Consider the following 12,888-nt stretch of genomic DNA (forward strand, 5'->3'; position numbering starts at 1 on the left):
GAGAAACCTTGGTGTCCCTGCCCGCTGAGGCTCAGCGTTTTCTCCGCGCTTTAACGACCTTGGTTTGGGTCAGTGGAACGTATTTATTAAAGCCGGGAGCCGGCATTTCACGGTGCTCGATAGGGAAGACCGGTAGCGCGGCGAGCAGCCTGGCGCCATAGTTTTTAGTGATCAGCCGACGATCGTAGATGACAATTTCACCCCGGCATTCGTGGCTGCGGATCAATCGTCCCACCTGCTGGATCAGGTTGAACGACGCACTCGGCAAACTCTGTACTTCGAACGGGTAGCGCTTGAGCGTTTTAAGCCATTCACCCTCGGTGAGGATAACCGGGCTGTCGATAGGCGGAAAGGCTATCTTGTGAATGTGCACCTGAGTCAGCAGGTCGCCTTTGAGATCCAGCCCTTCGGCGAAGGACTGTAGCCCCACCAGCACGCTAACCTTTCCGGCTTCGACGCGCTGACGATGTTCCTCGACCAGACGATAGCGCGGTTGGTCACCCTGAACTAACAGCAGCAGGCGCAGGTCAGGCATCAGTTCGACAAACTGCTGCAGTGCGCGATTGCTGGCAAACAGCACCAAAATACCTTTGTGTTTTTCGGTGGCCAGCTCGGCGCGGAAAAAGTCGCTCATCTCCTGAATATGCTGCGCTTCGTTGGCCATTAACGGCTCGTGGCGCATCTGCGGAATGACAATTTTCCCCTGCTCGACGTGATTGAACGGCGAGTCGAGGCTAATAAACACATCGCCGGCTTTCTCGTTGAGACCGCTCATTTCCTGGATACGCGCAAAACTGTTGAGGGACCGCAGCGTCGCGGAGGTTATGACCACGTGCGGCACCTTGCGCCAAAGCAGTTTCTCTAACTGCTCGCTGACGCGAATTCCCGCGCAGTGGAACAACAGATGGCTCTGGTTATCGAAATACTCGCGCGTCACCCATTTACCAATGGGCGCATTGGAAGCTTTGTCGAGGGCCGCGAGCCGCCAGAGCTTGGTCATGGTCTCGAGATAACCGAGCATTCTGCTCATCTGTAAAATAGAGCGATGCAGGCGCAGCACGTCGTGCTTGCCGGTTTTTTCGCTCAGATCGTTGAGCATAAACTCGGCTAAACCGCGCAGTGCATCAGTCAGCTTGAACTGCCGGGCGCAGAGTTCGGAAAGTTCGGGCGGCAGCGCGCCCATCTCGAAGCGATATTCGCCTTCAGGCTCGGCGGCGGGGAGATAGAGATTAACCTGCTGCTCAATCAACAGCAGCAGCTCGCGCATTTCGGCACAGTGATTGTGTAAACGCTCAGCGTTGGCCAGCGGCGGCGGATTCTTTGGGGTAAACAGCGCGATGCACTGCTCAATCTGGCGCACGAAGTTATCCAGCTGCAGATGGTTCCATACCGCGGTGATTTCGGCGTCCACTTCAAGCGCGTCGCGTGCAACCTCTGGCAGATGGTGGCCTTCATCGAGCACCAGCAGCAAATCTTTGGCGTTAGGCAACACGGACTCCGACTCGAGAGCGGCCATCACCAGCGCATGGTTGGTGATAACCACGTCCGCACTTTCGATTTCCTTGCGCGCCACAAAATAGGGGCACTCGCGATAATAGTGGCAGTTGCGGCCGAGACAGTTGGCCTTATCGGTGCTTATTTTCAGCCACAGCGGGTCCTGAATGGTTTTTTTGTAGTGGTCACGCAGTCCGTCCCACTCGTAGCGCGCCAACGCTTTCTCGAGCGTGCTGCAAAACTGCTGCTCTTCCGTACTGGAAGGAGCAAGCTCGTCACCGAGAAACAATCCAAGATCGCCCTGCGCATTTTCAGTGCTCATCATCGACAGATTGCGCGGACAGACATAGCGCCCACGGCCAAACGCCCCGGTAAATTTGAGGTCTGGTATGATTCTCTTAAGCAGTGGCAGATCTTTACTGAAGATCTGGTCCTGTAGCGCAACGTTGGCGGTGCTTATCACCAAAGGCTTTTCTTCGGCCCGACTGACGGCAATCCCAGGAATAAGATACGACAGCGTCTTACCTACCCCGGTGGGCGCCTCAATCGCGAGGTGTCGAGCTGAATCACTGGTAAAGGCCTTCGCAACCTCAGCAATCATCTGACGTTGAGGGGCGCGGGAAATAAAATCCGGAATTTGCTGCTGTAGGGCTTTGTACCACTGGCTAATCTGATCTTTTACTGCGGAGGACAGCGCCATGCATCTCTTATCATTTTCAAAATTTGCGTTATTGTCCCACACTCGCCCGCTCACGTCAGCCGCAAATTGAATAGCCGCCAACTTAATAGACATCACTATTATTAGCTAGCTTATTAAAATCATTCACTTAAAAAAAAGAAAGTTCATTTCCCGATGTCATAAATCGATCACAAATATAGGGTAAAAAACTCTCGCTGTAGAAATTTCCGCTCATAGATGGAAATAACAGCACACATGATGAATAGCGTCTTTTAATTAAAAACGTTTGACACGACGTTTAAAAACAAATACAGGGTTAACAATGAAACGTAATCTTCTGGCAATATTAATCCCATCATTATTAATTGCCTCAGGCGCACACGCAGCAGAAATTTATAATAAAGACGGAAATAAACTAGACTTTTACGGAAAAGTTAAAGCCGAACACTATTTCTCTGATGCAAGCGGCAGTGATGGTGACCAGAGTTATGTACGTTTTGGCTTTAAAGGTCAGACTAAAATTAATGATATGATTACCGGCTACGGCCAGTGGGAATATCAGGTTGCCGATAACGTCTCTGAAGCACAGGGCTCAACCGGTTCTAAAACTCGTCTCGGCTTTGCCGGTCTGAAATTCGCCCAGTACGGCTCCTTTGACTACGGCCGTAACTACGGCGTACTGTACGACGTCGCGGGCTGGACCGATATGTTCCCAGAGTTCGGCGGCGACGGCTATACCAAGGCTGACCGCTTTATGACAGGCCGTGGCAACGGCATGGCGACCTATCGCAACCGCGGTTTCTTTGGCTTGGTCGACGGTCTGAATCTCGCCCTGCAATACCAGGGTAAAAACGACGACAGCAGCACCCGTTCCGCAACGGCTTCAAACGGTGACGGCTATGCCGCTTCCGCAACCTATGACATCGGTGCAGGTATCAGCGCAGGTGCGGCCTACACGTCCTCTGACCGCACCAATACCCAGGCCGCAACGACGCTGGGCAAAGGCGATAAAGCCACCGCCTGGAACGCCGGTCTGAAATATGATAATAACGGTGTTTATTTAGCCGCTATTTATGCCGAAACTCAACGTATGATTGCGGTATCTGTTCCTGCGGGCGTTTCCAGCCAGACAAGTTCAGCCGTCAGCGGTTATGCGGATAAAACACAAACGTTCGAAGCCGTGGCTCAATATCAATTTGACTGGGGTCTGCGTCCTTCTCTTGGATATGTGCAAACCAAGGCGAAAGATATTGAAGGCGTAGGTGATGCGGACCTGATTAAATATATCGATCTCGGCGCGACCTATTATTTCAACAAGAATATGTCAACCTTCGTAGATTATAAAATCAACCGTTTGAGCACCGATAATAAGTTGGCATTGAATACTGATAATGTGGTTGCTGTCGGTCTGACCTACCAATTCTAATAATAACACCTCGCTTCATTTTAATTTCATTGGATATTTTGCCGGGCTCATCCCCCGGCTTTTTTCGTCATACGAAAAGCTTATCCAGCGCAAATTTCTCGCCCTTCGCCCTTCCCCAGCCCGCTGAATCTGCTAAAGTTTTAGGCCCTTGTCTGGGAATAATAACTTTTCTAATCACACCATCACAGGACGATACAGATAATGATGAAGAAAGCTTCTCTTTACGGCACCGGCGCACTGCTATTCCTGGCCTTGACCGGCTGTGCTCAGCAAAGCAAATCGGATGCCGCTGCACAACTTAACGACCAATCGGTGATGGCGCTGAACTGGTTCCAGCAGTCTGGTGAATATCAGGCGCTGACCTATCAGGCCTTTACTACGGCCACCTACGCCTTCGACAAAGCGCAATCGCTGACGGGAAAACCTAAGGCCGTGATCGTTGACCTTGATGAAACCATGATCGACAACAGCGCCTACAGCGCCTGGCAGGTCAAGGCAAACAAGCCGTTTGAGGATAAGAGCTGGTCCCGATGGACACACGCCGAGCAGGCTAACGCGGTACCTGGTGCTGTCAGTTTTGCGCAATACGTTGACAGCCACGGCGGCATTATGTTCTACGTTTCCAACCGTGACCAGAAAGACTATGCCGCTACGCTTGCCAACTTACAGCGTCTTGGCTTCCCGAATGTTAATGCTAAAACGCTGCGTCTGAGCACGACGACGTCGAACAAACAGGCGCGATTCGATGCCATCAAAAACGAAGGTTATAACGTCGTGCTGTACGTCGGTGACAACCTGAACGACTTTGGTGCCGCGACTTACCATAAAAGCAACGCCGAGCGCCGCAATTTCGTGAACAGCAATCACAGCCTGTTCGGTACTCAGTTCATCGTGCTGCCTAACCCGCTTTACGGCGACTGGGAGAGCGGGCTGGCGCCGGGCTATAACAAGCTGACGCCAGAGCAGAGGCTGAAAGTCAGAGCTGATGCGCTGAAAGCCTGGGATGGCAAATAATTTTTCATTGCCACGCTGGAATTAAGATCCTTTAAAATAAAGGGTATGTGCTTCACATGCCCTTAAAATGGAATCTAAAAACCAGGTTGTCTTCAAGAGCCGATCTTCTTGTACATCACACTGGTCGAATCAAAGACTCCTTCGGTAGACAACGCATACCCCGGAATAACACCGCACAGGGCATAGCCCAGCGAATGGTAAAGTGACTGGGCATCACTGTCGGTGACCGTATCCAACACCAGCAGCGTCTTATCAAGCTTAACCGCCAGCTTTTCAGCAGCCTGCATCAGTTTTCTGGCAATCCCCTGCCTTCTCGCCTCAGGATGGACCAGCAGTTTCACCACGTCGGCACGATGCTGACCGTTGCCCGGCATATCGACCACCAACTGCACCGTGCCAATAATCTTATCGTTGAGACGCGCCACCAGAATTCGACGCTCACCGGCCGCGAAAGCGGGTAACAGCTTGTGCCAAAACGTCAGCGCCTCGGCCTGACCAAAAGGGAAAATAAATCCGACGCTCGCGCCAAGGCTGACGCAGCCCACCAGCGTGTCGGCAAGGTCAAGCAGGTCGGCACGCGAGAAATCCTGCGAATAGGGCTCGTTTTTCAATTCACTGATGATAACCACAGACTTCTCCTTACGCTTAGGGACGACAAATAACAAGGGTGTAACAGGCATCTTGCGGGCCGGGCACGTGAAACGTCGAGCTGCCGTAAAGATGAAAACGCAGGCAGTCGCCCGCCTCCAATCGATAGCGCTGGGCGTCGAGCTGTAATTCAATGACGCCAGACAACATCCAGATATGCTGCTCAAGTCCGAAAACCGGCGGCGCATCGTAGTGGATTGTCGCCCCCGCACGCAGCCGACCGGACATAAACTCGGCGTGAAAATCTCGGGCAGGCGGTGAAATTGAACGCCGCTCAAAACCGGTTTCCGTGTCATGCCAAACTGACTGCTGATTGTGGCGAATGAGTTCGGCAGTATTTTCGTCGAGATCCATCAGCAATCGCGAAGTCGGCAGGCCGTAAACCGCACTTAGCTTACCGAGCAGCGAGGCAGTCGGGCTGGTTTCCGCCCTCTCTATCCGCGAGAGCGTGGCACGGCTAATCCCGGTTTTCTCGGCCAGTATCTCCAGCGACCAGTTTTGATTTATTCTCAACGTCGACAGTCTGTGCGCCAGTTTTTGCTCATCGTTCATCGGTATTATTTCCCACCAAATTCTCTTTAGTGAGAATTTATCTCTTATTTGAGAAATTAGCAACGGGTTACGTCGCGAAACACAACACTCGGTATAATGGCAAACATCATGACTGCTCTGACCTCTCACCTCTAAAGTTGTATCACTTTATAAGTTGTACAAGAACAATAAACTTGTACAACTTGGCGATGAACGGCTAGAGTTAATTAAGGCTTAGTAATTTAGCGGAATATCTTTTATGTCTCTGTACAGCATCGGCGAAGTCGCACGCATTTGCGGCATCAATCCGGTTACGCTGCGTGCATGGCAGCGGCGTTATGGCTTGCTCAAGCCTCAGCGTACCGAGGGCGGACATCGACTGTTCGACGATAACGACCTGGAAACTATCCGCACCATTTTAGGGTGGATTAACCGTGGCGTTCCCGTCAGTCAGGTCAAAGGACTGCTCGAGGGGAGTATCACGCCACATCCCAGCGGCTGGTCGCAGCTGGAACAAAAGCTGCTTTCCGTTTTGCAGGAAGAAAAAACGCAGAAAGTCCGTCAGCTAATTATCGAATTTGGCCGGGAATATCCCCCTGAAAGTTTGGTAAATAACGTGCTGAGGCCGCTTCGCACACGATTAGTCTCAAATGCCTCTACACTGTATCTGCGTGGACTGCTCGACGGCGTGCTGATTGAACATGCCGTAATGTGCATGAATGCGGCGAGAAAAAAAGCCGGAACCAAGGTGCTATTGGCCGGATGGGGAGAAATAGATCGCACCGAGCTTTGGCTTGAAGCTATTGCCCGCAGCGGTGATGGCCTGCATATCGACCTGTTGCCCGATCCCCTTCAGGACCCGCATTTCGAAGGCGTGCAGGCCAAGCTAATCTTGCTGTGGGCGGAAGGAAAATTAACCAGCGTTCAGCGTACACGCTATTTGCACTGGCAACAGTTGGGGCTCCCTGTTTCACTTTTGGGAAGTGCAGCCGTATTGCTGCAAACCCCGCCAGATGAAGAACCTGACGCGATTATCAGATGAAGGAGACGTTAATGACATTTGCCTCAACAGCCTCCACATCCGGTGAAACGGGTGCACGTCAGAACACGCTCGAAAAGCTGAAGGAATTTTATCGGCATCTGGATTCTGCTGCCCTCTCCAAACTGGCTGATATCTATCATCAGCAGACGGTATTGATCGACCCCGTCGGTCGACATGCGGGCATTGACGCCCTCAGAAACTATTTTGAAAAACTGCTCGCGCAGACCCAGCACTGCCGTTTCGATATCCAGCAGACCCTGACCGATGGCGAAGATACTGTCTTAATCTGGAAGATGTTTTACGCCCATCCACGGATAAACAAGGGTAAGGAGCGGGTGCTTGAGGGCAGCAGTCACCTGCGCTTTAGCGAAAACAGAGTCATTTACCAGCGCGATTACTACGACCTGGGCGCGATGCTCTACGAACACGTCCCGGTGCTCGGTAGCGTAGTAAAAGCCTTGAAATCAAGGCTGTCGTCATGAAAAGCGTATTGATTACCGGCGCAAGCTCGGGGATTGGCAAACAGCTCGCGCTCGACTACGCCGCCGAAGGCTGGAAAGTCATAGCCTGTGGCCGTAATGCTGAACGACTTGAGGCGCTGAGCGCGGCTTCGGCGCAGATAAGCACGTTGACCTTTGACATGACCGACCTTGAAGAAACACGTAAGGCGCTGGCATGGGTGCAGGCGAGCCTGGTCATCCTGTGCGCAGGGACCTGTGAATATCTCGACAACGGCGTAGTCGAGGCGGACAAAGTACTGCGCGTGATGACCACCAACCTGATGGGGCCGGTTAACTGCCTCGATGCCCTGCTGCCAGGCATGGCTTCGGGGTCCCGCATTGCGCTGGTCGGCTCGACCGCCGCGCTGTTTCCGCTGCCACGGGCCGAGGCCTATGGCGCGTCAAAGGCGGCGCTGGCCTATTTCGCCCGCAGCCTGGCGCTTGACCTGACTCCGCGCGGCATTGCTATCTCTTTGGTACAGCCCGGTTTCGTGAAAACGCCGCTGACCGACAATAACGACTTTCCAATGCCGATGATGATAACCGTTGAGAAATCCTCGGCATTCATCCGAAAAGGCTTGGCTCGTGGGGCAAGCGAAATCGCTTTCCCCCCTCTGTTTACCTGGCTGTTGCGCTTGCTTTCTGTGCTGCCGCGAGGCGTTCAAAAACTTTTGGCTAAAAAGTTAGTAAGGTAAATCGCGTATGAAGGTTGCCATTATCGGCAGTGGTATTTCAGGGCTGAGCTGCGCATGGATGTTGTCGCAGCGCCTGACCGCGTGTGAAATTACAGTTTTTGAAGCCGGCCCGACCTTGGGCGGGCATACGGCTACCCGAGACATTACGCTCGACAACCGCACCTATGCCGTGGATACCGGCTTTATCGTCTATAACCAAAAAACCTATCCACGCTTTATTGCGCTGCTTGAGCAACTGGGGATCCAGGGACAGCCCACGGAGATGAGTTTTTCCGTGCACAACCCTGACAGCAATCTTGAATATAACGGCCACACCTTTAACACGCTCTTCGCCCAGCGCATCAATCTGCTCAAGCCGAAGTTCTGGAAGTTTCTGCGTGAAATTCTGCGTTTTAACCGGCTTTGTAAAGCACGACTGGAAAATACCGGCAACGATACGACGACCTTATCGGACTTCCTGCGTCAGAACGGCTTTTCAGCCTTCTTTGCGCTGCATTACGTGTTGCCGATGGGCGCGGCCATCTGGTCCTCGTCGCTCGATGATATGGGTAAGTTTCCACTGACGATGTTTCTGCGCTTCTTTGACAACCACGGGCTTCTCGACGTGGCCAATCGCCCGCAGTGGCTGGTGGTACCGGGAGGGTCAAGAGAATATATTCGCCGCATGCAGGAAAAGCTGCCCGCCAGTGTCACTCTACTGACCAGTACCCCGGTTTTATCGGTTAAACGCGACGATACCTCGGTAATGCTTGAAACCTCACGCGGCGGTGAAACCTTCGATCAGGTTATCTTTGCCTGCCATGCGGATCAGGCTCTCGCCCTGCTTGCCTCGCCGACCGAAAACGAACGCGAGGTGCTCGGCGCGTTACCCTATCAGCCTAACGATGTGGTTCTGCACACGGATATCAGCCAACTGCCCAAGGCACGACGCGCCTGGGCAAGCTGGAACTATCAGTTACCCAAAGGCGTCGACAGCGCGTTAGGGAAGACGCCCTCCGCCACGGTGCATGCCGCTATCGTGCGGGGCCGTAAAGCCAGCGTCACCTACAATATGAATATTTTGCAGGGTATTGATTCAAATCAGGTATTTTGCGTCACGCTGAATCCCATGAGCTCGATAGACGAGAGAAAGATTCTTTTTAAAACCGAGTATTGGCATCCGGTGTTGAACCTTGCCAGCTATCAGGCACAGAAGAAACGCGGGCTGATAAACGGTCAGAACCGCACCTGGTACTGCGGGGCTTACTGGCACAACGGCTTTCATGAGGACGGCGTGAGAAGCGCCGAGGAAGTGGTTGAACAGCTGCTCGCCAGGGATGACGCATGAACAGCGCACTTTACGTCGGCAGCGTGCGCCATCGGCGGTTCAAACCGATTGAGCATCATTTTGATTACGGTATTTTTATGGCGCTGATCGACCTGGATGAAATCGACCAGTTGCCGCACACCGGCATCCGGCTTGAGCGTTTTTCGGCTGCGACCTTTCGTCGCAGCGACTATCTCGGCGGTGGTGATATTAAGGACACCGCCCAGCGGCGTATTTTAGCGCTCACCGGCGACAGGGTTGAGGGCCGCGTTATGCTCCTCACCCAGCTGCGCTACTTCGGCTGTTATTTTAATCCGGTAAATTTTTACTATCTCTACGACAACAACAATGTACTGCAGTGGATGCTAGCGGAAGTGCGTAACACGCCGTGGAACGAGCGCCACACCTACGCGGTGGTACCCGATGGGTCGCAGACAATAGACAAAGCGTTTCACGTCTCACCCTTTAATCCGATGGATATGGTTTATCACTGGCAGTTAACACCCCCGGGAAAACGTCTGCGTGTGCACATCGAGACTCATCGCCAGGAACGCGAATTCGATGCCACGCTGTCACTGGTTTATGCACCGTTGACGCGTCAAAACCTACGCAAGCAGCTTTGGCGCTTTCCGTTGATGACGGTAAAAACCGCACTTACTATTTATTGGCAGGCAGTGAAACTTTGGTTGAAACGTGCACCAATCTATTCGCATCCTCCCGTTGATAAGGATTGACCATGAACTCACCTGATTTGCGACTTGCCCAACAGGCGGGCAGCCGTCGTCGCAAGGGATCGCGCGCGATATTACTGAGGATGCTAAGGCAGCTGCGCGGTGCGGGCCTAACGCTGCAGGAAATGGGCAATGAGCCGATGTTTTTCGGCGATGAAACCGCGCCACTGCAAGGCCAGATTGAGGTGCAAGACCTGCGCGTCTATCGTCGGGTTCTGCTGGGCGGCAGCATTGCGGCCGGTGAAAGCTATATCGACGGCGACTGGACCACGCCGAATTTAACCGTGGTACTGCAACTGCTGGCGGAGAACCTGGGGTTGGTCGATAAAATCGAATCAAAATTCAGTTGGTTAACCTCACCGGTCAACAGCGTGGTGCATTTCTTCAGAAACAACAGTCCGAGTCAGGCGCGTAAAAATATCTCGGCGCATTACGACCTCGGCAACGATTTCTATCAGGGCTTTCTCGACGAACGGATGCTTTATTCTTCGGCGTGGTATCAAACCCCGCACATGACGCTTGAACAGGCACAGGAGGCCAAGATGCGCCGTCTGTGCGAACAGCTGCAGCTGCGTGCTGAAGATCATCTGCTCGAGATTGGCACCGGTTGGGGCGCGATGGCCGAGTTTGCCGCACGGGAATACGGCTGTCAGGTGACCACCACCACCATCTCGCGCGAGCAGTATGATTTCGCCTGCCAGCGAATTGAAAAGGCAGGGCTGACCGAGCGCGTGACCGTGCTGTTTGAGGACTATCGCGCCCTGCGCGGGCAGTACGACAAGCTGGTTTCCATCGAAATGATTGAGGCGGTCGGTAAACGTTATTTACCGACCTTCTTTAAACGCTGTAATCAGTTGCTGAAACCTAAGGGGCGTATGGCGATTCAGGCCATTACCATCGTCGACCAGCGCTATAAACACTACAGCCGTAACGTGGATTTTATTCAGCGTTACGTCTTCCCCGGTGGATTCTTGCCCTCGATTAACGCGATGACCGAAAGCATGACGCGGCACACCGCGCTAGTGGTGCGGGATCTGTTCGATATCGGCAACGACTATGCGCGCACGCTGTATGAATGGCGCGAGCGCGTCCAGCGCTACTGGAGCACACAGAATGCCCAATACAACGACGAGCGTTTCCGCCGCCTGTGGGTATTTTACCTGTGCTACTGCGAGGCCGGGTTCAGGGCGCGCACTATCAGTACCGTCCAGCTGGTTGCCGAGCGACAGGCATGAACACGCTGCGCTTTTGGCTCCTGACACTGGGCTTCGACCTCTGGTGGACGCTGGCAGTGTGGGGACGCGAAAGCGTGGAGCTATTGCTGGTGGTGGGCGCGCTGCTGATGCTGTTTTTCACGCCTCCAGAGCGCAGAAAATGGGTGCTCTTTGCCTGTGCGCTGGGTATTGCGATGGACGGTATCTGGGGGGCACTGAGCCTGTTTTCATTCAGTGACGGCGCGGGCGTACCGCTGTGGATGATGGCCCTGTGGCTAAGCTTCAGCGCCTGGTGGCTATGGTTTTGCAGTCATCTCTCCCTGCGCTGGCCGTGGCTGGTGTTACTCGGGGCAGTCAGCGGTCCGCTGGCCTATTATCTCGGCATGCGCCTGGATGCTATGCAGCTTGAGGCCTCGCCGTGGCAGGTCTTTTCTACCCTGGCACTTGGCTGGGCGTGCTTTCTACCGATTGTCAGCCTGCCGGTGCTGCGTAAACATCAGACCTTAAGGAGCTTATCGTGAGAACGCGTTTTTTGACGCTATTACTGCTGCTCGGCAGCCTCTGCCTCAGCTCGACCTCGCAGGCGGCCGCTTGGTCCGCATGGCCACAAACCGGTTCGGCCAAACTGACCTGGGCTTTTCTCGATGTCTACAACTCCCAGCTGCGCACCCCTTCGGGGAAATATCAGCCCGGTGTGTGGCCTCAGGCGTTGATCATTGACTATCTGCGCGACATCAGCAGTCAGGATCTGACCGAGGCAACCTCAGATCAATGGAAGGCACTCGGCTTGCTCGATGAAGCCAACCAGCATCAATGGCTGCAAAAAGTACAGGCGATTTGGCCAGACGTCAGCGCGGGCAGCCAGATAACCTTTCTCGCCGATAAGCAAGGCGGGCAGTTCTACTATCTCGCAAGCAACAATAAAAACGGTGCGCCTGTGCCCATTGGTCCACGTTTTGACGCTTCGTTTCGCGATGCCTTTCTGGCTATCTGGCTTTCTCCGTCCACTCAATACCCTCAACTGCGTAAAGGCCTGATCGGGGCCCGCTAATACAGGAGTTACCATGCTCAATATTCAGGGTTTTATCCGTTTCATGACGCTGGCCGTCGCCTTGCTGCTCGCAGGATGCAGCGCGAAAATAGATGACTACAAGGGCACACAGCCGCAGCTGGATATTTACAGCTACTTTCAGGGCAACAGTCATGCCTGGGGTATGATTCAGGATTACAGCAACAAGCAGACGCGGCGCTTCTCGGTGATCATTCGCGGTGACGTGGTGGGCGATACGCTGACCTTGCACGAAGATTTCACCTACAACGACGGTGAGAAACAGACGCGGGTATGGCACATTCAGCGTCAGCCTGACGGCAGCTATCGCGGCACGGCGGGGGATATTATCGGCGTAGCGACCGGCCATACGCAGGGCAACGCCTTTAACTGGAACTACGTGATGGATATCAAAGCCAGCGGCAAAACCTACCGTCTGACCTTCGATGACTGGCTGTTTCAACAAGACGATCGGCATCTGATGAACGTGACATCGCTGACTAAATTCGGTGTCCAGGTTGCCAGAGTCACGCTGTTCTTCGAAAAACAGTAATGACAGC

General features: G+C 53.5%; 14 protein-coding genes. 11 read left to right on the top strand and 3 right to left on the bottom strand.

All coding sequences use genetic code 11. The annotated features are described in order from the left end of the window. Window positions 1-31: 31 nt before the first annotated feature. Window positions 32-2,194 carry an ATP-dependent DNA helicase DinG gene (dinG, locus tag O1V65_RS12600; protein ID WP_026110491.1) on the bottom strand — a complete coding sequence of 721 codons (2,163 nt, stop codon included), beginning with the start codon at window positions 2,192-2,194 and terminating at the stop codon, window positions 32-34. A 301-nt stretch (window positions 2,195-2,495) separates the two neighbouring features. On the opposite strand from dinG, the gene ompC reads away from it, so the two are divergent. Then, a complete protein-coding gene (ompC, locus tag O1V65_RS12605) occupies window positions 2,496-3,599 on the top strand; it encodes a porin OmpC (RefSeq protein ID WP_017491577.1) in 1,104 nt (367 codons plus the stop codon). 204 nt (window positions 3,600-3,803) lie between these two features. Beyond that, window positions 3,804-4,613 carry a 5'-nucleotidase, lipoprotein e(P4) family gene (locus O1V65_RS12610; RefSeq protein WP_227955382.1) on the top strand — a complete coding sequence of 270 codons (810 nt, stop codon included), beginning with the start codon at window positions 3,804-3,806 and terminating at the stop codon, window positions 4,611-4,613. Window positions 4,614-4,705: 92 nt separating this feature from the next. Here the strand turns inward: O1V65_RS12610 and O1V65_RS12615 are convergent, their stop codons facing one another. Together O1V65_RS12615 and O1V65_RS12620 are read right to left on the bottom strand one after the other, a co-directional pair. Then, the gene (locus O1V65_RS12615; protein WP_192503459.1) at window positions 4,706-5,242 is read right to left on the bottom strand and encodes a GNAT family N-acetyltransferase; all 537 of its coding nucleotides are present in this window, start codon (window positions 5,240-5,242) and stop codon (window positions 4,706-4,708) included. Window positions 5,243-5,258: 16 nt separating this feature from the next. Next, on the bottom strand, window positions 5,259-5,813 hold the full coding sequence (locus O1V65_RS12620) for a helix-turn-helix domain-containing protein (RefSeq protein ID WP_017491574.1): 555 nt from the start codon (window positions 5,811-5,813) through the stop codon (window positions 5,259-5,261). Window positions 5,814-6,051: 238 nt separating this feature from the next. On the opposite strand from O1V65_RS12620, the gene O1V65_RS12625 reads away from it, so the two are divergent. The 9 genes from O1V65_RS12625 (at window position 6,052) to O1V65_RS12665 (ending at window position 12,881) form a co-directional block, all read left to right on the top strand. Next, a complete protein-coding gene (locus tag O1V65_RS12625) occupies window positions 6,052-6,834 on the top strand; it encodes a MerR family transcriptional regulator (RefSeq protein WP_017491573.1) in 783 nt (260 codons plus the stop codon). A gap of 11 nt (window positions 6,835-6,845) precedes the next feature. Next, window positions 6,846-7,316, top strand: coding sequence for a nuclear transport factor 2 family protein (locus O1V65_RS12630; protein WP_084911528.1), 471 nt, complete (start codon window positions 6,846-6,848; stop codon window positions 7,314-7,316). After that, complete coding sequence (locus O1V65_RS12635) at window positions 7,313-8,029, top strand: SDR family NAD(P)-dependent oxidoreductase (protein WP_269129767.1); 717 nt, start codon at window positions 7,313-7,315, stop codon at window positions 8,027-8,029. The genes O1V65_RS12630 and O1V65_RS12635 overlap by 4 nt, the downstream gene beginning before the upstream one ends. A gap of 7 nt (window positions 8,030-8,036) precedes the next feature. Continuing rightward, a complete protein-coding gene (locus O1V65_RS12640) occupies window positions 8,037-9,356 on the top strand; it encodes an NAD(P)/FAD-dependent oxidoreductase (RefSeq protein WP_269129768.1) in 1,320 nt (439 codons plus the stop codon). Continuing rightward, window positions 9,353-10,069 carry a DUF1365 domain-containing protein gene (locus O1V65_RS12645; protein WP_017491569.1) on the top strand — a complete coding sequence of 239 codons (717 nt, stop codon included), beginning with the start codon at window positions 9,353-9,355 and terminating at the stop codon, window positions 10,067-10,069. Before O1V65_RS12640 ends, O1V65_RS12645 begins: the two co-directional genes overlap by 4 nt. Window positions 10,070-10,149: 80 nt before the next feature. After that, window positions 10,150-11,301, top strand: a complete 1,152-nt coding sequence (locus tag O1V65_RS12650) for a class I SAM-dependent methyltransferase (protein WP_376783537.1) — start codon at window positions 10,150-10,152, stop codon at window positions 11,299-11,301. Further along, window positions 11,298-11,801: a DUF2878 domain-containing protein gene (locus O1V65_RS12655; protein WP_017491567.1), complete on the top strand. Its 504-nt coding sequence runs from the start codon at window positions 11,298-11,300 to the stop codon at window positions 11,799-11,801. The genes O1V65_RS12650 and O1V65_RS12655 overlap by 4 nt, the downstream gene beginning before the upstream one ends. Further along, window positions 11,798-12,331, top strand: coding sequence for a chalcone isomerase family protein (locus O1V65_RS12660; RefSeq protein WP_017491566.1), 534 nt, complete (start codon window positions 11,798-11,800; stop codon window positions 12,329-12,331). The genes O1V65_RS12655 and O1V65_RS12660 overlap by 4 nt, the downstream gene beginning before the upstream one ends. A gap of 13 nt (window positions 12,332-12,344) precedes the next feature. Next, window positions 12,345-12,881, top strand: coding sequence for a DUF3833 domain-containing protein (locus O1V65_RS12665; protein ID WP_192503455.1), 537 nt, complete (start codon window positions 12,345-12,347; stop codon window positions 12,879-12,881). The last annotated feature ends 7 nt before the right edge of the window (window positions 12,882-12,888 follow it).

The sequence above is a fragment of the Rouxiella badensis genome (genome assembly GCF_026967515.2).
Classification (GTDB): domain Bacteria; phylum Pseudomonadota; class Gammaproteobacteria; order Enterobacterales; family Enterobacteriaceae; genus Rouxiella; species Rouxiella badensis.

Coding starts and splice junctions, on each gene's coding strand:
- dinG (WP_026110491.1), bottom strand. CDS start 2,194: ATGGCGCTGTCCTCCGCAGTAAAAGATCAGATTAGCCAGTGGTACAAA.
- ompC (WP_017491577.1), top strand. CDS start 2,496: ATGAAACGTAATCTTCTGGCAATATTAATCCCATCATTATTAATTGCC.
- O1V65_RS12610 (WP_227955382.1), top strand. CDS start 3,804: ATGAAGAAAGCTTCTCTTTACGGCACCGGCGCACTGCTATTCCTGGCC.
- O1V65_RS12620 (WP_017491574.1), bottom strand. CDS start 5,813: ATGAACGATGAGCAAAAACTGGCGCACAGACTGTCGACGTTGAGAATA.
- O1V65_RS12625 (WP_017491573.1), top strand. CDS start 6,052: ATGTCTCTGTACAGCATCGGCGAAGTCGCACGCATTTGCGGCATCAAT.
- O1V65_RS12630 (WP_084911528.1), top strand. CDS start 6,846: ATGACATTTGCCTCAACAGCCTCCACATCCGGTGAAACGGGTGCACGT.
- O1V65_RS12635 (WP_269129767.1), top strand. CDS start 7,313: ATGAAAAGCGTATTGATTACCGGCGCAAGCTCGGGGATTGGCAAACAG.
- O1V65_RS12640 (WP_269129768.1), top strand. CDS start 8,037: ATGAAGGTTGCCATTATCGGCAGTGGTATTTCAGGGCTGAGCTGCGCA.
- O1V65_RS12645 (WP_017491569.1), top strand. CDS start 9,353: ATGAACAGCGCACTTTACGTCGGCAGCGTGCGCCATCGGCGGTTCAAA.
- O1V65_RS12650 (WP_376783537.1), top strand. CDS start 10,150: ATGCTAAGGCAGCTGCGCGGTGCGGGCCTAACGCTGCAGGAAATGGGC.
- O1V65_RS12655 (WP_017491567.1), top strand. CDS start 11,298: ATGAACACGCTGCGCTTTTGGCTCCTGACACTGGGCTTCGACCTCTGG.
- O1V65_RS12665 (WP_192503455.1), top strand. CDS start 12,345: ATGCTCAATATTCAGGGTTTTATCCGTTTCATGACGCTGGCCGTCGCC.